Consider the following 19780-nt stretch of genomic DNA (forward strand, 5'->3'; position numbering starts at 1 on the left):
AAAAAAGTCAGAGAATCTCTCTAACTTTTTAGGTTAACTGATAACCAACTTTTCAAATTAACTAATAACCAATTTTTTAGGTTAACTAAATAAAAATGTTTACCTCAGTGAATAGTATCGTAGGCACATTCTCCATGCATAGAGATATCCAGGCCTATAAGCTGATCTTCATCCGTAACCCTGACCGGAGTTACCAAGTTTATTAACATCAGCATAATGTAGGTAAACACAAATGCATAGACTGAAGTAGCGGCAACAACCACAACTTCTTTAATAAAGAATGCTGTGCCGCCGTTAAGCAGGCCATCTGCTCCTGCCGGGTTTATAGCCGTCGAGGCAAAGATTCCAAGTAGAATTGTTCCGGTAACGCCACCAATTCCATGTACACCCCATACATCAAGAGCATCATCCCATTCCATCTTGTTTTTAAGATGTACGGCAAAATAACAGACAACTGATCCGAGGATTCCCATTAATGCAGCCACAGGTAAAGAAACAAGACCTGCTGCCGGAGTAATGGTTGCAAGGCCTGCAACTGCACCTGTCATAAGCCCTACGAACTTTGGTTTTCTTTCCTTATACCATTCTATTGTCATCCAGGTGATTGCTGCAAAAGAGGCTGCAATGTCGCTATTCAGGAATGCAAGTGAGGTAATTCCATCTACATTGAGTTCGCTTCCAGCGTTAAAGCCGTACCATCCAAACCACAGAAGAGCAGTACCTATAGCCATTAACGGAATATTGTTTGGCTTTGTTATTTTGTTGTACTTTCTTGAGCCTACATAAAAAACAGAAGCAAGAGCTGCAAAGCCGGCTGTAGCATGGACAACGATTCCGCCTGCAAAATCAAGAACTCCCATTTGTGCAAGCAGACCGCCTCCCCAGACCATATGGACAAAAGGATAGTAAACAAAAAGCTGCCAGAGAACAAGGAAAATAAAATAAGCCTTAAAAGTAACCCGGTTTGCAAATGCTCCCGTAATCAGAGCCGGAGTTATAATTGCAAACATCATCTGGTAAGCTACGAATACAATTTCCGGGAACCCCATATCTTTGAATATTGTGGTTGGAGCAATTCCATGCAAAAACATTTTGTCCAGGTTTCCGATAATTGCACCTTCTCCCCCGCTAAAGCACAGGGAATAACCTATGAAAAACCATAAAATAGTTGTCAATCCCATCGAGACAAAGCTTTGCATCATAATTCCTAAAATATTCCGCTTACAGGAAAGTCCTCCGTAAAAGAATGCCAGACCAGGGGTCATTAGCATCACAAGACTTGTCGCAAGCAGCATAAAGCCTGTAGAACCGGTATTTAACATCTTATCATCCCATCTATATTTATACGATAACTAGGAAATCTCAAACGTCTTACCTTTTTCCTATGTTATCATACATAACCATTTCTACCCCTCCGTGTTATACGAAATATGTTTTAAGAGATTTCCGGGATAGATACTGTTAAGATGGAGTTTCTTAAAAGGAAAATTCAATGAAAATCGAAAATTAGAAAAGTACAGGTAAACTCTTACCTGTACTCAAATCCGTAATCAAATCCATAATCAAATCCGTAATCAAATCCGTAATCAAATCTGTACTTAAACGTTATATGCAATTTCACCATGCTGCGTTTTGTCAAGTCCGATGTTTTCTTCGCTTTCGGTGACTTTAAGCCCTATAGTCCTGTTGAGTATGAATCCGATAAGGAGAGTACCAACAGCTGCATAAACAATCGTGATAACAACGCCTTGAAGCTGGATTAACATCTGGCTGGTGTTTCCAAGCAGGAGACCAGTTCCTCCTACGCTTGCAAATACACCTACCAGAAGTGCACCTACTATTCCTCCTACTCCATGTACTCCAAAGGCATCCAGCGAATCATCATATCCGAACCTTTCTTTGAGTCCTACAGCTTTGTAGCACACAAAACTTGTGATCATGCCTATAGGAATTGCTGCCATTGGCGTAACAAAACCCGCACATGGAGTTATTGCAACAAGTCCTGCTAGAACACCCGTTGCAAATCCCAGGGCAGTCGGATATCCAAAGTGACGCCATTCAAGTGCCATCCAGACAAAACCTGCAGCTGCTGGAGCTATAAGCGTCGTAATAAATGCAAGTGCTGCGATCTCATTTGCAGCAAGAGCTGAACCTGCGTTGAACCCAAACCATCCGAACCAGAGAAGGCCACCTCCAAGGAGCGTCAGAGTAACATTGTGTGGTTTTAACGGGTCTACTCCAAAACCACGTCTCTTGCCGATGTAGGTCAGAATTGCAAGCGAAGAGACACCTGAAGTTATATGAACAACTGTACCACCTGCAAAGTCTAGAGCTTCTCCGGTAAGGAATCCACCACCCCAGACCCAGTGGCAGACAGGTGCGTATACAATGAGTCCCCAGAGGGCAATGAACGCAATATAAGATTTAAACTTAACACGTCCTACAATTGCACCTGAAATCAGAGCAGGTGTAATTATTGCAAACATTCCCTGAAATGCAATGAATGCATAAGTCGGAATTGTGCCAGTTACTGAGTATGCATCAATTCCTCTCAGGAATGCATGCCCAAGGCCACCAACAAACCAGTTGCCATCTGCAAATGCAAGCGAGTAACCTATCAATACCCATTCCAGAGCCATGACACCCATTGCAACAAATGAATGCATCATACTGCTAAGAACATTTTTACGCTGGACCAATCCGCCATAGAATAACGCAAGCCCAGGAAGCATTAGTAATACAAGTGCGGCTGAGATTAATACCCATACCGTGTCTGCTCCTTCGATAGCCATATTTATCTCCTCATAAAGCGCTATTTATCTATTCATAGAGCGTTAGGTCCAGTTTCGTTAGTGCGAATCCTTATTACATCCTCTAAAGGAAGCACAAATATCTTGCCACTTCCGATGTAACCGTCATTTCCTTTTGCTCCGGTGTTTATTGCTTCAATAACCGATTGCAGGAAATGATCTTCCACAGCAATTTCGATCTTGACTTTTTCAAGAAGATTTGCCTCATGTTCAGTTGCCCTGTAAATCTCCAGATGCCCTTTTTGTGCACCATAACCGGCGACCGATGATACGGTTAGTCTATTAACCTCAAGTTTCTGAAGTTCTCTTTTGACTGCATCGAGTCTTTCCGGCCTTATCATTGCGATTATGTACTTCATCACGACCACCAATAGGTATCTTGTATCCGATATCATTGTATTTAAAGTTGCCTATTGAAGTACTGGATATTTAAATAGTTCTTTCAAAAAAAGTTAAAATAAACGAGTTTTTCTTCAACTAGGGAGCCCAATGTTGGTTTATCTGCTATCGACGTTGTTACCGTACATTAAAAATAGAAGTCCTGAGTATCTGGTGTTAGTTTACTTCCCTGTTTTCAAATATTTCTGTCAGAGAGCTTTTATTCAGTGAAAGCAAATTTAGAGGTATGTTCAGAGAAATTGGAAGTGTAAAAAACGAGGCTGATGAGATTGCCCTGCAAATTATTTCCCTATTCAGGGAAAGTATCAGTGAAATTTGCCTGAATGAACCTGAATCCGTATCAGATTATTTCAAACCTGAATATTCTCATTATATTGTAGTTCATAATCCCCTAAATATCCGTTTTTCCGAGAAAAGAGAGGAATGGAACATGCGTTTTTGCAGAGATGTCGGAGTTTCAGTTGTTGAGCATATCGTAACTGAAACTGACAGCGTTTACGTAAAAGGGCTCATGGCAGTTAATGGATCAAAAATCTATGCTATCCTTCCTTTTATGACAATAGATGCAGAAAAAGCAAAGATGGCAACATTTCCTAAAGACCGCATGGCACGTGTACGGACGAAAGTGATTCCTTCCGTGCTTCCTGACATAAAAGGAGAAACAATTCTTGATATCGGCAGCGGCTTTGGAAGCCTTACCATAGAGCTTGCAAAAAACAACCCTGATTCGAAAGTTTACGGAATCGATCTTCATGATTCTCTTACAGGCCAGTCGCAGATGAATGCCGATGTCCTTGGCGTGCCGAATGTAAAATTCAGAACCGGAAGCGCCTATTCCCTTCCTTTTGAAGCCGGTTCGGTGGATGTAGCTACCTGCTTTTTAATGCTTCACCACCTTGAAGACATCAAATTCGCCCTGTTCGAGATCAAGAGAGTGCTTAAAAACGGAGGCATGTTGGCAGCAGTTGAACCACTTGCAGATCACCATCACCACGGCCCTCAACTCTCGGAAGCTGGATGGCAAGGGCTTTTTGAAGATGTCGGCTTCGCAGTAGAGGTTGAGAGCCAGGAAGGGGCAGCAATCCTGAAAGCTGTAAAAAGAGAATAAATCTCACAAAAAACAAAACTCACAGAATGAGAATAAATCCTATAAAAAGAGAACAAAATGCAGACCTTGCTGAGAACTTATCGTCAAACAAAAACTCAGTTACGTGATGAAGGCAGACAATAGCTGGATTAACCAGTAAAGCTATCTGAAGCACAAAAAACAGAAGAAAGTAATGAAAGGGAGACCTGATCAAAACAGCTAATGGAATCTGGTTAATAGAGTCTAGTTAATGGAATCTGGTTAATAGAGTCTAGTTAATGGAATCTGGTTAATAGAGTCTAGTTAATGGAATCTGGTTAATAGAGTCTAGTTAATGGAATCTGGTTAATAGAGTCTAGTTAATGGAATCTGGTTAATAGAGTCTAGTTAATGGAATCTTTTGTATCTAATACCCGAGCCTTCGGTTGTCTGGAGAATTTATCTGCATTCTGGATTTATAGGCTGAAGTGTAAAACCCGTTAAATCTCTAGATTTGATTGAGCATATATCCCCTGAGATTCCAGAATTAAAAATTTTCCTTTTTGAATAGAAAATGAGAAAATGCATAAACAGGCAGTTAATATTCAAAGCTTAATCCAGGAAAATAGCAGGTTAGACATTAAGTTCCTGAGTTACAGAAACAAAAAAGGAAAAGAGGAAATGGTGGAAGTTTTGTAATTTTATTTTCAATTTTTTAATAATAAATCCCACACTCCCAAGCTTGATCTTTTACTTTTTCCAATTTAAGTACTGGCTTACTTAACTGTGATATAACTTGTCTTTTTTACCGTGTTGCTACCAGCAGTATTCTTTACTGTTAAGCTCACAGTGTATTTTCCTGCTTTAGTATACTTATGCGTTGGATTATGAGCTGTTGAAGTGCTTTTGTCACCAAAATTCCAGTACCAGGAAGTAGGTGATCCTGTGCTTTTATCAGTGAACTTCACATTCAAAGGATGTTTTCCAGTGGTCGGCGATGCAGAAAAAGCAGCAACAGGTTTTGTTACAGTTACAACACTTATATAACTGGATTTTGTTGCTGTACTACTGCCCACTGCATTCTTTACTGTTAAGCTGATAGTGTATTTTCCTGCTTTAGTATACTTGTGCGTTGGATTATGGGCTGTTGAATACGTTCCATCTCCGAAACTCCATTTCCAGGAAGTGGGACTATTTGCACTCTTATCAGTAAACTTTACTGTTAATGGTACTTTTCCTGAAGTAGGGGATGCAGAAAAAGCAGCAACAGGTTTTGTCACAGTTACAACGTTTACGTAATTGGATTTTGTTGCAGTATTACTGCCCACTGCATTCTTTACTGTTAAGCTCACAGTATACTTTCCTGCTTTACTATATGCGTGTACAGGATTTTTAACTGTTGAAGTATTTCCATCTCCAAAGCTCCATTTCCATGAAGTTGGTGTGCCTGTACTCTTATCCGTAAAACTGACCTTGAGTGGAGCATTTCCTGAAATAGGGGATGCAGAGAAGGCAGCAGTAGGGGTTTTGAATAGCTTGTTTCCGCTAATTACAACGTTCTTAATATTTTTTACGAAAATTCCGGAAGAGGTCCTGGATGTATCTACGTTTATTAAAGTATTATTTTGTATATTTACAGCACCATTTTTGAAAGAATTTCCATCTATATAAATTCCTTCCAGTCCCAGATTTTCAAAAGTGTTTTTGGAAATATCCGAGTTTACTCCATCTATCAGGAACTTCTGATTCACTCCTTGATAGGAAAGATTTTTAAAAGTGTTATTACTAATTATTATACTCCTAAAACTTCCTTTATTTGGAAAATCAATCCCGTAAGTTCCTTTATTTTGAATATTATTTCTAATTATAAGCTTACTATCGATTCCATTTCCTCCCTTATACATGTCACCTGTCATACCATTAAATGTGTTATTTTCGTAAACGTGCACTCCATCTTTTAAGCTGCCGCGTTTAAATATCCCTCCATATCCGCCATAGATTTTATTATCAGAAAAAGTAGACTGTTGTGTTCCATCTGCAAACGCATAATGCTTTAGAAGTTGCGGGTAGATCTTATTTCCAGTTACTACAAAATTAATAACAACGGCATGAGCATCAACTACATTAGCACCAGTAACCTCAGCCCCTATCAGAGTGTTATTGGAAATAAAAACATCTCGATCTAAAGATTTGCGTTCATCTGAATTGCCTGTAATAGCATGCCTGCAGTTCTCTATGTGATTATTGGATATATTTATAAAAGCCGAACCGCTAGCCACATTTATACCATATCCGCAGTTAGCGTGTAGTGAATTATAAATTTCATTGTTATTGACACTCACATTAAAACAGGAATATAAACAAAGATCACCAAATCCACTGTTATTGAGCCAGGAATTTGTGACCGAGCTATCCTTACAATACTGCAGAACAAGTCCGTGATGAATCGTTGAACTGCCCGTATCCTCTATTCTTATATTTTTTATATGTATTTGAATAGGCCTGTATACTTCAACCTGTACAGTCTCGGACAATTTGTAATCTCTAAGAAGTGGTTGATTTAAAGTGACAACATTTCCATTTACAGCTTTAACAGCATACATTTCACCTGTCATTTGATCAGGATAGTCCAGAGGACACCACTGAACGTTTTTCCAGATCTTAACCAGGTCATTCTTGCGAACCTGGGAAGCATCGGTTAATACAATTTTAGATGAACCTTTTTTAGCATTAGCAGACAGAGTTGTATTTGCAGCAATTGATCCATTGAAGAAAATCTCTCTATTCACTTCTTGAGCCATTCCTCTATCCGGAGTCTGGATGTGAAGGGTTACTTTTCCTTCGCCTATTATATTCAGACTTTTATTTGTTTGATATATTTCTTCCGGGAGATAATAGTCCTCTCCGTAGATAGTTATCGTATCTCCGCTTTTTGAGTAATTCAACGCTGCCTGAATGCAAGCTGAATCGTTTTCATAATCAGGTGTATGAAAATAACCCGGTTCAACTGGGCCAGCTTCTTTGTCAATCACTATATTTGCTGCCAAAGCTGCAGAGCTACTTAATGCAAGAAAAAAAAGAGTTAGAATAAATATTGTCATAAGAGTTTTCAAGTTTTTCATTAGAGTTTTCTCCTAAAACTGTTTAACTTAGATCATGCCTTAAAATCAAATTTGGTTTTATAACCGGGATAAGACTTGCATACTTGAACTAAAAACAATAGCATTAAACCGCTAAATGTCCAAAGTGCAAATTCAAACCATGATGCTTAATGTGTTTGATTTAACACATCGAGTACGTAAATCAAATAGATACCTTAAAGTCAATGCATACCTGAATTTCAGAAAAATTCATGGTCTGAATTTAACATTGCCCATTATTCAGCTGCAGGAATGATTTGAATTTTAAAACAGCCTCTGAGAGTTGTTTTAAAAATAATGAGTATACAATTGAATAAAGGGCAATAATTACCATAAATGCATAATAAATGCATATTACAAATATATAAACCAAAAATTTCCGAAATTCAGTTAACGTTGGCTTTCAGAAGGGAAGTGCCCTATAAACTTATGTAAATATATAAAATCAGATAGATTAAGATTCTGATCTAAGATCATTGACGTCTGGAAAATTCAGGTATACGTCTTTGGAATTAAGGAAAGGACTACGAATGACGTAATACTAAGTGTTAATATCCAGTAATTATAGTTCTTAACGTAGACTACTACATGTATTAGGTCCTGTATCCTTTTATAGTGGGAAAGGAACAAATTGTCATTGATCGAAAGGTAACTCTTAATGAACTTAACTCCTTGATTACTCATGAAAAAAACTCTAGAGTGCTTAAAAAACGTTATTTTGTCAAATTCAGATATTTAGGAGATTCTATTAAAAAAGCTGCTATTAAAACTCGAGTTACTAAGAAAACAGGATATCATTGGCAGGAAGATTGGAACAAAGGCGGTTACACCTCTTTAATGCCACAATTTTGTGGAGGAAGAAAATCTAAACTTACCGATGAACAAATGATAGAATTAAGAAATTACTGAATGAGACGGATTATTGAACTACTAGAGAAATTTTTGGAATTAATAAAGGAAAAACACGATGTAGAATATTCACAAAAACAAATAGGGGTAATATTACATAATTTTAATATGTATTATTATGAAATCTATTCTAAGTAGGGTTTACATACGTGAACTGAAAAACAGTAACAGTAAGTCGTTATGTGCCTAAAGCAATCTCATGCATTTGTGTAGTTGTAGTTTCGTTTATAACGTGAGACGTTTTATTTTCATAATAATCAAAAGCATACTGACTACCCAATACATCAAGACTGTCGTTTTCACCTAGCTTCTGCCCCAGAATAGCCTTGACTTTTACATAGCCAGTGTCATTAACTTTTGCTGCTAGAAGATTGTTATACCAACCAAAGTATTCTCTAGGCCACTCTGTTGGGTCGTTATTTGCGTTCAAATAGACAAAGAAAAGTATGTTTTCTTCTTCTTTTAGATTGTCACTTAAATAGACATAGGTATCATATGTAGGATAAGAGGCATATTTAGTGTATTTTCCATAAGGCACCGAAGAAACATTAGAAACATTTTCAACAGGGAATATCATCGGGCTTCCATTATTTATGGGATCAAAAACATCGAAATTATCTGCAACAAAGCTAGTAATATAATCAATATCTTTGAGTCGGGTTTTGTTTGTTTTGAATCCGAGCATGTGGCCTTTCTCGGTTTCTGCAATGAAAGTTATCCAGTTCCCTGAATCTATCTCTTTATTGTCAAAAATTTCAGTCATGTTTCTGAAATAAGGGCCTTTGTGGTATTGCTCAGACCAATTAAAGGTTTTATGAATTAACTTCTGGGTAAAATAAGGATCTTTTTGTGCAGGAGGAGTAAAAAACCTGCCTTCCTTAGATGCAGGGATAGGAACCATTATTACGGTCATCCCCTGTACTTCTCTTCCAGAAAGGCCAGTCACTTTGACGGAATAAAGACATTGATATCTTTGACCATCGTTTCTCCAATCTACCTCATTCATGTAAATGCCGTGGACAAATAGACCCATGACTAGAAGAATCAAAAATATGGGAATGAGTAGAAGATTTCTTTTTCTCAAGCTTATCCCACCTTGTATTTTTAAGTAGCTGGATGAAATGTGTTCTTCACTATAATTCATATATAGGGACTTGTTTGCGTTACTAAACCTGTCTCCAGACAGCCTGTCTACAGCTGATATTCGATCTAGTAGTGTAACTGCTTAATATCAAAGGTGCTTAAAAAATAGAATGAAAACTGTTTTTCAGCTCATAAGTGGGATAGAACACATGTTTCAATTTCCAATATCTGCTTTTAACTCTTTATGTATTTCTGTTAGACCTGCATTATATTGTGCTGTCTCAAGCAAAACTTTAGCCGTTATGACTGTGTAGTAGTCGTGTTAAAGTTGTTTGGATGATTGTTAATGAAGGACGGGAACTTACAGTTATTGTGTACGCACCTGAGTAAAATTGTTTTACTTTGAGATAAAAACCTTAAATTTATTGTTTTGCTGAAGTTGACAGGGATTAGCCCTTCTTTTTTCCTCAAGAGGCTGAAAACAAACACACAAAAAGACATTATGCCTTTCAGCTGTCTGGCAATCCAAGCCCTGTATCACTTCTTGCTAAACTTCCACCCTCCATAAAGACAGATCAAGCCTCCCAATAAACTAAAATCTGGAGTAGAGTTATTTTTGCTCGATTCATTTTCACCTGGACTGCTGCTATTATCAGATTCAGAATTATTTTTTGAATTATTAAATTCGACAGCTTTTTTTTCTTCAGATGATGATAAGTTAGTTTTTTCAACTCCTGAACTTTCAGTTGCATTGGAAATTACTTTTGTGCTTTGACCAGTCATATTAGAATCATTAAAACCCCCAAAGGCAACTTCAATAGGATATTTTCCTACGTTCACTGTATCTGTAACATTGTTTGTAGCTGTGTCAATTACAGAGACAGTGTGGCTTGCATAATTTACCACATATATCTTTGTTCCATCTGGAGTGACTTCGATTCCACAAGGTGCCTTTCCTACAGGTACAGTGGCTGTAACCTTGTTTGTGACTGTATCTATTATATTAACAGCACCTGTACGTGAATCGGGATCAGGAAACTGCATCACGGTTACATATACCTTTTTCCCATCTGGGCTGACTGCAACTCCGTGAGGAGTGTCTCCTACATTCACTGTGGCTGTAACCTTATTTGTGGCTGTGTTAATTATCGAAACAGTAGCTGGGGGGTCATAGTAAATATTGGAGTTCATCACATATGCCTTTGTTCCGTCCGGACTGAATGCAACTTCAAGTGAGTTGTTTCCTGTATGTATTGTGGCTGCAACAGCGTTTGTGGCTGTGTCAATTACAGAGACTGTACCTGTAAAGTTAGTTGAGTCACCGCCAGAATTCGTCACATACGCCTTTTTCCCATCCGGGCTGACTGCAACTCCGCGAGGAAAGTTTCCTACATCTACTGTGGCTGTAACATTAGTTGTTGCCGTGTCAATTACAGAAACAGTGTTGTTGCTGAAACTTGTCACATATGCTTTTTTCCCATCCGGGCTGACTGCAATTCTTTGAGGATAGGTTCCTACTTTCACTGTGTCTATAACCTTATTTTTGGCAGTGTCAATTATAGAAACAGTGTTGCTACCTGCATTCACCACATATGCCTTATTCCCATCTGGACTGACTGCAACTCCAGTAGGATGGTCTCCTACATCTACTGTGGCTGTAACCTTATTTGTGGTTATGTCAATTACAGAAATATTATTGCTGTGATGGTTAGAAACATATGCAAATGGCGATGCACCTGCTACACCAGCTAATATTAAAATCGTAAGTGAAGTTATTCCCAAAACTCTTATGAGAGTATGCTCTCGATTTATTTTATCACATGTTATTTCTTCCATTTTAAACCCCAACTTATGGATTCATTAAAAAGCAACAACATCAGCGACTCTCTCCTGAATTTTGTTTATACCAGCACATAAAAATTGAAGAATTTAAATCCCTCATGATGTGCAGTGTTTCGATATATCGTGTTTCTTAAGTTTGTACATCAGACTTGAGAGACAATAGATCATTTTGAGAGACAATAGATCATTAATACTAATACTTCAGGTTCTTCAAGTCTCACATTACTTTTTCTTGAGTTTCCATCCCCCATAAAGGCAGGTCAAGTTCCCTAATAATCCGAAACCTGGAGTAGAGTTATTTTTGCTCGAGTCATTTTCACTTGGGTTACTATCATTATCAGATTCAGAATTATTACTGCTTGAATTATTGGGTTTCTCATTATTCTCTTCTTTAGATGTAGACAAATTAGTCTGTTTAACAGCTGGAGTCACTTCGTCTACTGGCACAACAAGATCTTCACGCATAAACACCAAAGGAACTTCTTTAATCCCTATAGAGCTCGCTTTTGAGTCAAATATATGGTATATTTCGCCCATGAAAGGTTCTTCAACCGTTTTATTAACAGCTACTTTGAGAACGCCATCAAAGGTATAACCATAATTTGTAACAGGTCCATTTGGATACATATACTCCGACATTTCCGAATTACTTTCACTATATATTTTATCAAGCTTATCAAGCCATTTTTCTCTCTCTTCCGAAGATCCAAATGAAGGTATACTCCCATAAGCTGCAATAAAATTAGGATCATTTTTCAATTTATCAAGAGTTTCTGGACCAAAGGAAAGATCCTTTTTAGTCGCATTTTCTTGTGCACTTGCAGCTGGTATCAACGCAATACTAGCCAGTAGCATTACTAACAAAAATATGCCTGTTCCACTTTTATTACACTTCATATTTATCCTCCTTACTACCCCAGGAGGCAGAATCAGGCAAGCTTAAATATTCGCACAGATAAACATGATAACTGCCTCTCGGGGCTTATCTTATGGAGTTTGGATGACTTGGAAGGTACTTTCAAACTCCATAAACTTCCCTTACTTAACTCCTTATAACTTTTCCGGCCAATTTCTCTAACTGTATGATTCTTAAACAAATTTCAAGTTTGAGTTACTTATTAACATTTTGATTATTTAGTAATTTGGTCATAAATTATTTATTTGAGTATATGTCTTAACTCATATTCAAAGATAAGTATAAAAGATAGCATTATTCAATCTTAGTGTATAAAAGTCTTATTTAAGTTAATAACTAAAAAATATAGACTTATTAATCTATAAATTATCCAACTCTGACTATATACCGGTGTAATCAATTAAAAATTTCAAAGGACGGAGACTTACTATATTGTGCATGCACCTGAATAAAATTTTTTTAACATCTAGAATCTAAAAAATTTAGATTTATCTTTTTGTTGAAGTTTACGGGCTGTATCTAGCTACTAAAATGAAGGAGATTTAGATCTTCTTTTTTCCAAAAACACCGAACTTGCAGATGAAAAATTTTCTGCAATTAAATTTAATATTGAGTCTATCCAAAAACCGTCATAATATCAAAATGGCAGTTTTAGTGTTGCTGTTCATAGTGGATTAGATAATGTTTTTGGATAGGTTTATTTGATATCTTAAGACCTCAGTAATGAAAACACTTTCAAAAGATTATAGCAAACTTGAAAATCTGGCCTTATCCGAAGGTTATTGATTTAACCTAGAAAAAAGATGAAAAGCCATTAAGTGTTTAGCGTAGTAGTCGTTCACGCTTCAGAAAAAACTGCGAGAAAAGAAACCAAAGCAGAGAACCACTACAATAATTATAGTCCTTAACTTAAGTATTTGCTTTTACTTTATAAGCACGAAAGACACGGAAAGCATGGAAGAATTGTGTCCCTGCTTCCTCTATTCCGTGTTTTCTGTACTTCCTGTGATAAAACTTCATTGAGATTGGTAAAGAAATTTTGAAGAGGGACGAAGAAATTTTGGCCTATGAATATAGAATCACCGGTTTTTCTACTCATCGTATTCCTTCCACACACTCTTCTTTTCCCTTTCCGGCATGTACTGTCGGTTCTGCCTGTACCGGTGCGGTGAAAGTATCGGTAGCTTCCAGAATTGCATTAGTGATTCTGTCCAGGAATTCCATAGCTCCCCTATATCCTACAGTAAGAATGCGCTGTGCACCGACTCTGTCATGTATTGGCAAGCCGACCCTTACAAGAGGGATGTTCCGGGCTTTTGCAATGTATCTCCCGTTGGAATTTCCTATCAGGATTTCAGGATTACATTGGCTGACTGCATCGTTAAGAGTGTCAAAATCAATTCCGTTCAAAACCACAGGTTCAAATTCAGGGTTTATTTTTTCAACTATTTGCCTGACTTTTGCTTCAAAATCCCTGCTTTTACTTCCTGTAGCTACCAAAACCGGGTTCATCCCGAGTTCCAGCATGAAAGTTGTGAGGCTGAATACAAAATCAGGGTCTCCATAAATCGCAGCTTTTACCCCGTACAGGTACTTGTGCACATCAACCATAGCATCAAGGAGCCTGCCTCTTTCTTGCAGGTATTTTACAGGAATCGGACAGCCTAGAATTTTGACCAGCTCAGTGAAGAAACTGTCAGTATTTGAAAGCCCAATTGGGATTGGAACGCTATACCCGGGCACATCGTGTGATTCTTCAAGATAGTTAACTGCTAAGTTCTTACTAACTGTACCCAGGCCCAGGCTTGCCTGACTGTTTGGCATGTCGGCAATTTCGAAAAGTGGGGTACCACCCTGCGCAATTTTCGGCAGATCTTCCCTCAGCGGAGCATCAAAGGTTTCGGAAATATCAGGCAGGAAAATATAATCTCCGGCCATAAGCTCAAAGACCTCTTTGAGTTCACGTACATCAGCAGGAGAGAGGCTCTCAACAGGGATGACGTTAAGTTTTTCATTCGGGACTTTTTCAGCGCTCTCGTCTCCAGTTTTTTCCGCAAATGTCCTGACAATTGCATCCAGGGCCTTTATATATCCGCTTACATGGCTTTCCCCATAGCTGGGAGTGGAAACCGGAACAATTATAATATCTTTCTCAAGGTCATCTCCGATTCCTTCCTCTTCTTTGAACTCACGGATTATTGCAGGCACATCGTCCCCAATTGTTTCGGCAAGGCAGGTCGTAGCAACTCCGATTACTTTCGGGTTGTACCTGTTAATTACATTTCTCAGTCCTTTTTTCAGGTTTTCCCTGCCTCCGTATACTGCTCCTTTTTCACTGAGCGAGCTTGATGCAATATCCACAGGTTCCCTGAAGTGGTGGGCAAGATGCAGACGCATATAGGTGCTGCAGCCCTGAGAACCGTGGTAAAGAACCATAGTATTCTCGATTCCCTTAAATGCAAGGGCACTTCCCATAGGCTGGCACATAACACAGGGGTTCACAGTTGCATAGTTTCTTTTCGTCATCTCAATGCCTCCTCACACCTGACTTTCAACTGCAGTTTCGGATTTCTGGTGCAAAAATTTAGGTTTCAGGAGTATACCTTTACATTCAGTTGCATGATTTTCTTCGGAAATCATTTCTTTTACTGTCGCTTTTTCCATTCTGCCTGATTTCTTCTCTGATCCTGCTGCTACTGCCGCTTTTTCGATCTTACCTGATTTATTCTCCGATTCCACTGCTTCGGGTATCAGGGTCCGCTGCCTGACAGCTTTCCAGACAGGGCTGCTAATGGAAGCATCCACCTCCTGCACAAAGTTTACAAAGCCATCAAAACCTTCGAACTCCACCACCCTGTCGTGGTTGAAGTCACAGAAAGCAATGCCAAGCTTGTATGCAATGAATCTCTCCTTTACGCCTGCAACCATCAGGTCTGCTTTCTGTTTCACAAGCAGTTCGGCAAGTTCAAGGGGATTTGCATCATCAACAATAACCGTTCCATCCCTTACCGAATAACTGATCTGCTCGTAATCTTCTTTTTTCCCGGTCTGGGTCCCGATAATAACGACTTCCATGCCAAGTTCAGCAAAGCCTTTGATAAGCGTGAGAGCTTTTGCAGGTCCTCCCATGTAAATAGCAGCCCTCTTTCCTTTGACCCTTTCTCGAACCCTGGAGATCTCAGGCATTATACGGTTTATTTCGGTTTCCAGGATTTGTTCTGCCTGCTGTTTCATCTTCTCGGAGCCAAAGTAATCCGCAGTTTTCCGTAGGGCCAGGGAAATATCTTCAATTCCGAAGAAACTCGCATTTAAGTAGGGAATTCCATATTCCATTTGCATCCATTTTGCAAGATAGGTCATGGACCCACTGCACTGGACGAGGTTAAGGTCAGCTTCTGCTGCTCTGGATATGGCTTCTGCGGTTGAGTCACCTGTCATTGAGACTATGACCTCAATTCCCATCTTTTCAAAGAGAGGCTTTATAAGCCAGACATCTCCGGCCACATTGAAATCCCCTAAAATGTTAATCTTCGGCTTTATGGTTTCAGAGGACCTGGGTGCTTTTTTCGCAGTTGGATCTTCCGGAGGTTTTTTAATCAGCTTTTTTAAAGCATCACAGGCAGCCTTGTATCCATCGGACTTGTTGCCTTTGAAACCTTCGGATTTTACAGGGATTACAGGAATGTTGTGCTTCTGGCTTGCAGTTTTGCATACGGACTCAAGGTCGTCACCTATAATTCCGACAATGCACGTGGAATATACAAAAACAACAGGAGGATGGTAGAGTCCAACCAGTTCGTCGATTGCGCTTGAGAGTTTCTTCTCTCCTCCAAAGACCACATCGAGTTCTTTCATATCCGTACTGAAACTGGTACGATTTGTTTCAATCCCACTGGATTTTGCACCTCTTATGTCCCAGGTATAGCCTGCACAGCCAATTGGACCGTGGACGAGGTGGATGGCATCGGTTACAGGATTTAAGACAACCCTGGCCCCCGAATAAACACAGGCTCGCTGGCTGATAGCTCCTGCAAGAGAGTTATTATCGCAGGCAAGAGGAATTTCCTGCTCTTTTTCCTGTTTTCTGGTAATATATGGCTTCCTTTCTTCTAGAGTATCCACTATTCCAATTTTCTCTTTCATTTCCTTCACTCCCCTCTGCTATTGTTTTCAGGTTTGCAGCGGCAGTTTACCAGTTATTCCGTAAATTTTTTAAAAAGGATTTACTCGATGGTTTCAAGCAGCCAATCCGGAGCATCCCTATCTTTCCTGTCAAGCAGGGTATTTCCTATACGCTCTACCAGTCTCGCAGCCCCTGCGTATCCCATAATAGGGAAGTAGTGCAGGTTTGCTCTGTCCATAATCGGGAAGCCTACCCTGACAAGGGGAACATCCTCTGCCCTTGATATGAATTTCCCATAGGTATTGCCGATAAGAAGATCCACAGGCTTTCTCTTAATTATCTGATGAAGGGTAAACAGGTCTCCTCCGGAAATTACATCAGCCTCAGGGTACTCAGGACCTATGAGTTCTTCAACCTCTTTTTCAAATTCCGAATTCTGAGTTCCTGTAAGTACTACAGCAGGCTCCATACCCATTTCCATTATAAGACTGGTAAGACCTGTAAGGATATCCGGATCTCCGTAAACAGCTACCCTTTTTCCGTGGTAGTGCGGATGAGCATCAGTCATCATATCCACAAGCCTACCCCTCTCATCTTCAAGTTCGGGAGGAATGGCCACATTAGCAAGTTTTGCCGCATTCATTATGAAACGATCGGTGTTCCGTATTCCAATAGGAACGGGCCCTATTTTTGCAGGGACTTTGTAGCGGCTTTCAAGGATTTTTGCAGCCGAGCCTCCTGCCATCCTGCAGAGAGCAATTGTCCCAACTGAGTTTGCGGAATCCTCTATGTCTCCTATCGGAGTCCCACCTTTCGGATACATCCCGGGATCTCCGGTAAGGGGAGCATCAAAGACATCTGTCGTATCTGGAAACACAATGCTGGAAATTCCCATTATTGAGAGTATGCGTTTCATTTCCCGTATGTCCCCAGGCTCCACAAAACCTGGGATGAGGTTTAATTTCCCGTTTGGCTTGCTCTTTTTGGCAAAAGTGGTTACAAAGGACTTTACCATATTATCATAGCCGGTAATATGGGTGCCCACGTAACTGGGGGTAGAAGCTGCACAGATCTTAATAGAAGGGTCTATGAGTTCTTGATCCTTTACATCTTCTAAGATAACCCCTACGTCGTCACCTATTGTTTCGGCTACGCAGGTAGTGTGAATAGCAATTACTTCGGGTTTGTATATTTCAGTCAGGTTTACGAGAGCTTCCTTAAGGTTTGCAGCTCCTCCAAAGACTGCAGTTCCTTCGGAAAAACTGCTGGTAGTTGCCAGGGCAGCTTCCCGGTAGTGCCTGCTTAAACACATACGCAGGTAAGAGAGGCATCCCTGGGACCCGTGACTGTGCGGCATGCAGTTGTGTACACCAAGAGCTGCATAGACTGCGCCTATTGGCTGACAGATTTTTGCAGGGTTAATGGTTACTGCTTCTCTGGTTACTTCTTCACATGGAGTATAGTCAAGCATTTTTATCACCTTTTACTTTTTTGTCTCTCAGTCCACTTCTGCAGCTTTCCAGGGCGGACGTATGAACCTCCAGGTTGGGCTGTGCAAAGCCATATCAATGTCCTTTGCAAAGTTCAAAACTCCGGAAAAACCTGTATACCTTCCGCTGTAATCGTACGAATGGATCTGCCTTGACGGAACTCCAAGCTTCTGAGCCCAGTACTTGTCCTTGATCCCAGAGCAAAAGACATCGGGTTTAAGGGTCTTTACAAGGATTTCAGTCTCGTGATGGTTAAGATCATCGATAACAATGGTGCCATCTCTAGCTTCAGGGAAAAGACCTTCGTATTCCATAAGCCCGATTTTCTTTTTCAGCTCTTCAATTCTTTCCGGACTGACCGCAGGTTTAATATTTTCATCTCTCTCGTAATGCACATCTTCAAGAATTGAGCCAAGAGCTTTTTCTTTTATCTGAGGGATAATCTGTCTGCCTTCGTAGTCGTCTCTGTGGGCAAACTGGTAACCTGCAACAACTACTTTCATGCCAAGTTCCTCAAACAGATTTATGTAATGATGGCTTCTGGAACCACCGGCATAGATAAAGGCAGTTTTCCCCTGGAGTTTCTTCCTGTACCTCTCGATTTCATCCTTATACTTTGCTTTTTCTTCGGCAATGATTTCTTCAGTTTTCCTTGTAAGTTCCGGATCGTCAAAGAACTCTGCCATTTTCTGGAGAGATTTTTCAGTGCCCTTAGTGCCTATATAATTGACCTTCAGCCAGGGAAGTCCGTATTTTTCTTCCATCATACGGTTCGTGTAGTTGATAGAACGATGGCACAGAAGGATACTGAGTTTTGCCCTGTGAGCCTGCGCAATTTTATGGAATGAGCCATCTCCGGTGAAAGTTGAGACAATCCTGTATCCTATTTTTTCGAGGATTGGTTTGATTTCCCAGAAATCTCCTCCTATGTTGTATTCTCCAAATACGTTAATATCAAAGGGTGTCGGATTTTCAAGTTCCTCGGTTCCGATCAGGTTTTCCATAAGGGCATTACTTGCAATGTGGTGCCCGGCTGATTGGCTAACTCCTCTGTATCCTTCACAGCGTGAGGGGATGACTTTAATCCCATACTCTTTTTCAGCCTGCTTGGCAACGGACTCTATATCATCTCCAATAAGCCCTACAGGGCATGTCGCAGAGATGCTAATTGCTTTGGGGTTAAAAATCTTTACAACTTCATCAATGGCTTTCTTTAATTTCTTCTCTCCACCAAAGACAATATCAGTTTCCTTCATGTCCGTACAGAAGGAATAGTTAAGGAAGTTATCTTCACCTTCTTCTGCTTTTGCCAGGTTTCGCCTGGTTCCCCAGGTAAAATATGCACAGCCTATAGGGCCGTGAACAAGATGTACCATGTCTTTGATCGGCCCGAAAACCACACCTTTTGAGCCCGCAAAAGCGCATCCACGGTTTGTAAGGATACCTGGAATTACTTTGTCATCAGCTTCTATATGTTGTTCAGCGGAACAGTCTCTAACAACTATGTGTTTTCTTCTATTCCTTGCAGCCTTTTCGGGGAGCACTTTTAACATATTATCAACAAGTTCTTGTTTGTCTTCAGTTCCGGAATCTATTTCTGCTCCCATTACATCAGCTCCTTATTCACGGTCGCTTCTCCGCTTTCTCCGGTCCGGATGCGGATTGCTTCAGTAATATTTGACACGAAAATCTTTCCGTCTCCTACATTCCCGGTCTGATTAACTTCTATTATTTTCTGGACCACTTCGTTTACATTTTCATCATCCACAACGATTGTGAACATACGTTTTGGAATAAAGCGAATGCAGGTCTCAGCTTCCTTTTCCGGGTCTGGCAGAGGTGGATTAAATTCAAAGCAGAGCCCTCTTTGTTTCCCGCGACCCATAACCCTTCTTACAGTAAACGAAGGAAAGCCGCATTCAAGCAGGACATCCTTAGTTTTCTGGACTTTATTCATCCTGATAATTGCAGTAATCTCTTTCATTGGATTTTCCTCCGAAAA

13 protein-coding genes and 1 pseudogene are annotated in these 19780 nt (G+C 39.9%); 2 read left to right on the forward strand and 12 right to left on the reverse strand.

Annotation, left to right across the window (positions count from 1 at the left end; genetic code table 11):
* Window positions 1–104: 104 nt before the first annotated feature.
* From MSBR3_RS14370 to MSBR3_RS14380, 3 genes are all read right to left on the reverse strand, one after another.
* On the reverse strand, window positions 105–1322 hold the full coding sequence (locus MSBR3_RS14370) for an ammonium transporter (protein WP_048108901.1): 1218 nt from the start codon (window positions 1320–1322) through the stop codon (window positions 105–107).
* Between the two features lie 276 nt (window positions 1323–1598).
* Window positions 1599–2792 (reverse strand): ammonium transporter, encoded by a 1194-nt coding sequence (locus MSBR3_RS14375; RefSeq protein WP_048108902.1) that lies wholly within the window; start codon window positions 2790–2792, stop codon window positions 1599–1601.
* A gap of 32 nt (window positions 2793–2824) precedes the next feature.
* Entirely contained in the window at window positions 2825–3169 is a 345-nt protein-coding gene (locus MSBR3_RS14380) for a P-II family nitrogen regulator (RefSeq protein WP_048108903.1), read from the reverse strand.
* 266 nt (window positions 3170–3435) lie between these two features.
* On the opposite strand from MSBR3_RS14380, the gene MSBR3_RS14385 reads away from it, so the two are divergent.
* Entirely contained in the window at window positions 3436–4317 is an 882-nt protein-coding gene (locus MSBR3_RS14385) for a class I SAM-dependent methyltransferase (protein WP_048108904.1), read from the forward strand.
* A gap of 734 nt (window positions 4318–5051) precedes the next feature.
* On the opposite strand, the gene MSBR3_RS19040 is transcribed toward MSBR3_RS14385, so the two are convergent.
* Window positions 5052–7397, reverse strand: a complete 2346-nt coding sequence (locus tag MSBR3_RS19040; RefSeq protein ID WP_052723424.1) for a PKD domain-containing protein — start codon at window positions 7395–7397, stop codon at window positions 5052–5054.
* Window positions 7398–8027: 630 nt separating this feature from the next.
* Here MSBR3_RS19040 and MSBR3_RS14395 point away from each other — a divergent pair.
* Window positions 8028–8453, forward strand: a pseudogene (locus tag MSBR3_RS14395) (helix-turn-helix domain-containing protein); the annotation flags it as partial.
* Between the two features lie 49 nt (window positions 8454–8502).
* On the opposite strand, the gene MSBR3_RS14400 reads toward MSBR3_RS14395, so the two are convergent.
* From MSBR3_RS14400 to MSBR3_RS14435, 8 genes are all read right to left on the reverse strand, one after another.
* Window positions 8503–9408 (reverse strand): hypothetical protein, encoded by a 906-nt coding sequence (locus tag MSBR3_RS14400; RefSeq protein ID WP_196296957.1) that lies wholly within the window; start codon window positions 9406–9408, stop codon window positions 8503–8505.
* A 536-nt stretch (window positions 9409–9944) separates the two neighbouring features.
* Window positions 9945–11243, reverse strand: coding sequence for a YVTN family beta-propeller repeat protein (locus tag MSBR3_RS14405; RefSeq protein WP_048108905.1), 1299 nt, complete (start codon window positions 11241–11243; stop codon window positions 9945–9947).
* A 228-nt stretch (window positions 11244–11471) separates the two neighbouring features.
* Entirely contained in the window at window positions 11472–12146 is a 675-nt protein-coding gene (locus MSBR3_RS21150; protein ID WP_052723426.1) for a hypothetical protein, read from the reverse strand.
* Between the two features lie 1114 nt (window positions 12147–13260).
* Window positions 13261–14691 (reverse strand): nitrogenase component 1, encoded by a 1431-nt coding sequence (locus MSBR3_RS14415; RefSeq protein ID WP_048108906.1) that lies wholly within the window; start codon window positions 14689–14691, stop codon window positions 13261–13263.
* A 12-nt stretch (window positions 14692–14703) separates the two neighbouring features.
* Window positions 14704–16308: a nitrogenase iron-molybdenum cofactor biosynthesis protein NifE gene (nifE, locus tag MSBR3_RS14420; RefSeq protein WP_048108907.1), complete on the reverse strand. Its 1605-nt coding sequence runs from the start codon at window positions 16306–16308 to the stop codon at window positions 14704–14706.
* 80 nt (window positions 16309–16388) lie between these two features.
* Window positions 16389–17759, reverse strand: a complete 1371-nt coding sequence (gene nifK, locus MSBR3_RS14425; RefSeq protein ID WP_048108908.1) for a nitrogenase molybdenum-iron protein subunit beta — start codon at window positions 17757–17759, stop codon at window positions 16389–16391.
* A 27-nt stretch (window positions 17760–17786) separates the two neighbouring features.
* Window positions 17787–19385 (reverse strand): nitrogenase molybdenum-iron protein alpha chain, encoded by a 1599-nt coding sequence (nifD, locus tag MSBR3_RS14430; RefSeq protein ID WP_048108909.1) that lies wholly within the window; start codon window positions 19383–19385, stop codon window positions 17787–17789.
* Window positions 19385–19762: a P-II family nitrogen regulator gene (locus MSBR3_RS14435; RefSeq protein WP_048108910.1), complete on the reverse strand. Its 378-nt coding sequence runs from the start codon at window positions 19760–19762 to the stop codon at window positions 19385–19387. The genes nifD and MSBR3_RS14435 overlap by 1 nt, the downstream gene beginning before the upstream one ends.
* Window positions 19763–19780 lie beyond the last annotated feature (18 nt).

Origin of the sequence: Methanosarcina barkeri 3 (assembly GCF_000970305.1) — an archaeon.
In the GTDB taxonomy this organism is placed as follows: domain Archaea; phylum Halobacteriota; class Methanosarcinia; order Methanosarcinales; family Methanosarcinaceae; genus Methanosarcina; species Methanosarcina barkeri_A.

What these genes read in the sequence shown, in the direction of transcription:
- MSBR3_RS21150 (WP_052723426.1), bottom strand. Translation starts at nt 12,146, where the DNA reads ATGAAGTGTAATAAAAGTGGAACAGGCATATTTTTGTTAGTAATGCTA.
- MSBR3_RS14435 (WP_048108910.1), bottom strand. Translation starts at nt 19,762, where the DNA reads ATGAAAGAGATTACTGCAATTATCAGGATGAATAAAGTCCAGAAAACT.
- MSBR3_RS14370 (WP_048108901.1), bottom strand. Translation starts at nt 1,322, where the DNA reads ATGTTAAATACCGGTTCTACAGGCTTTATGCTGCTTGCGACAAGTCTT.
- MSBR3_RS14375 (WP_048108902.1), bottom strand. Translation starts at nt 2,792, where the DNA reads ATGGCTATCGAAGGAGCAGACACGGTATGGGTATTAATCTCAGCCGCA.
- MSBR3_RS14380 (WP_048108903.1), bottom strand. Translation starts at nt 3,169, where the DNA reads ATGAAGTACATAATCGCAATGATAAGGCCGGAAAGACTCGATGCAGTC.
- nifD (WP_048108909.1), bottom strand. Translation starts at nt 19,385, where the DNA reads ATGGGAGCAGAAATAGATTCCGGAACTGAAGACAAACAAGAACTTGTT.
- nifE (WP_048108907.1), bottom strand. Translation starts at nt 16,308, where the DNA reads ATGAAAGAGAAAATTGGAATAGTGGATACTCTAGAAGAAAGGAAGCCA.
- MSBR3_RS14415 (WP_048108906.1), bottom strand. Translation starts at nt 14,691, where the DNA reads ATGACGAAAAGAAACTATGCAACTGTGAACCCCTGTGTTATGTGCCAG.
- MSBR3_RS19040 (WP_052723424.1), bottom strand. Translation starts at nt 7,397, where the DNA reads ATGAAAAACTTGAAAACTCTTATGACAATATTTATTCTAACTCTTTTT.
- MSBR3_RS14405 (WP_048108905.1), bottom strand. Translation starts at nt 11,243, where the DNA reads ATGGAAGAAATAACATGTGATAAAATAAATCGAGAGCATACTCTCATA.
- nifK (WP_048108908.1), bottom strand. Translation starts at nt 17,759, where the DNA reads ATGCTTGACTATACTCCATGTGAAGAAGTAACCAGAGAAGCAGTAACC.
- MSBR3_RS14385 (WP_048108904.1), top strand. Translation starts at nt 3,436, where the DNA reads ATGTTCAGAGAAATTGGAAGTGTAAAAAACGAGGCTGATGAGATTGCC.